This window comes from Shewanella sp. SM87 (genome assembly GCF_025653705.1).
Classification (GTDB): Bacteria; Pseudomonadota; Gammaproteobacteria; order Enterobacterales; family Shewanellaceae; genus Shewanella; species Shewanella oncorhynchi.
Genome location: NZ_JAKKSC010000074.1, coordinates 1 through 1,722, shown reverse-complemented (window position 1 = coordinate 1,722; position 1,722 = coordinate 1). Strand labels below are relative to the sequence as shown.

Annotated in this window: 2 protein-coding genes; both read left to right on the top strand. The window is 39.7% G+C overall.

The window, feature by feature from the left end; translation table 11 throughout:
* Nucleotides 1-538 (top strand): methyl-accepting chemotaxis protein (locus L5M11_RS23645; RefSeq protein WP_263193442.1); only part of this gene is annotated, 538 nt, incomplete at its 5' end.
* A gap of 483 nt (nucleotides 539-1,021) precedes the next feature.
* A partial coding sequence (locus L5M11_RS23640) for a cache domain-containing protein (protein ID WP_263193440.1) occupies nucleotides 1,022-1,722 on the top strand: 701 nt, incomplete at its 3' end.

The following is a 1,722-nucleotide window of genomic DNA, read 5'->3' as shown; positions in this document are numbered from 1 at the left end:
TTTAAGTCGTCACGCTAAGTCTATCTCGAGTATTCTGGCGACAATTCAAGGGATTGCTGAGCAAACTAACCTGTTGGCGCTTAACGCAGCCATTGAAGCGGCTCGTGCTGGCGAGCAAGGCCGTGGTTTTGCGGTCGTTGCCGATGAAGTTCGAGTATTATCGCGCCGCACACAAGATTCGACTCAGGAAGTACATACCACGATTGAAACGCTACAACGCACTACCGCTCGAGCAGTCAGCTTGATGGAAAGCAGCCAAGCATTAGCGGGTCATAGCGTAGAAGATGCCAATGCGGCGGCGAAAGCCCTTGAAGAAATTACGCAAGCGGTCAACGTGATTTCAGATATGGCAGGCCAAATTGCTACCGCAGCGGAAGAACAGACTCAAGTGACGGGTGAAATAACCCAGAATACGGTTGCGATTAAAGATGTGACTGATGAGATTACCGCATCGGCCATGGCAGATTTGGCACAGGCGAGGGGCTTAAAAGCTCGCGCTAATGACTTGAATGCGCAAGTCGCGACATTTATTCTTTAGTTGCCTTAACTCGATTTTTTGAATAATAGATATTTAAGTAAATTTCAATCGTAGGTTTACAATAACTAATAGTTTTCCTCCGCGCCTTAGACGGCGCGAAGGTATTACTTTTTAAGTTTTTTGTGACGAGACAATAGTTAGTTGATTATACCTTTATTTAAAGGTGCCATTCTGTTTAATTTTTACAAGATTTTAAAATCAATTAATAAATATTTTAATTTGCAATTTTTGGTTGAATTTAATTTTTAGTTGTTTGCATTAATATGCATTTTAAGCCTTTTTAATGTTTTGCACTTATTTAAATTTAGCTAATTTAGTTTGTTTTTTTAACTTAAATTTATTCTTTAATTTATTTATCTTTCATGGTCAACGTGAAATAATTAAGTTATTTTACGTCTCTAAGTAAACTCACTGCTGCTAAAAATAGCTGTTGTTATATTTGGTCGGTATGGTTATCAGGTCTTTATTTGTGAAAAATATATTATGAAATCATTTTCATTAAAGCAGAAAATTCTTTTTTCCGTTATTCTTGCTCTTTCATCTGTCATATTATTATCTTGGCAGAGTTATTCAAGTCAGAAGAAAGTCTTACTAGATGTGAATTTAGAGCAGGCTCAACGACTTGGTGAGCAGCAAGCGCTACTTATCAGTGAGTGGCTCGTAAGCCGTCAGCAAATTGTTAAAGGAATCGGTGGGCAGTTGAGTCATGACATTGTGCAAGCAATGAAACAGGCTAAGCAATCGGGAGGGTTTGAATCGACATATTTTGGTGAGTCTAACGGCAATATGAGAGATTCAGAGCCTGCAACTGACTATACAAATTATGATCCTCGTACACGACCTTGGTACCAAGAGGCTATGCGAACTGGTGGAAGTGTATTTACTCGACCTTATCTTGATACTGCTTTTAATATTTTAGTGGTGACCTTGGCCGAGCCTGTTGCAGGCGGAGTTATTGCTGGAGATCTATCGATTAGTAATCTTATCGAAGAGGTCAACCGCATGAAGTTACCGGCAAACGGTTATGCCATCATGATGCACAAAGACGGCACAGTGATCGCTTATAAAGATCAAGCTAAGACGATGAAACCTATAGCTGAAATCGATAACGAGCTTAATCGCAACTTACCAGAACAAAGCCGTGCAGCGGGCACTCTGTTACCTATGTATTTTTGTATTTTGAA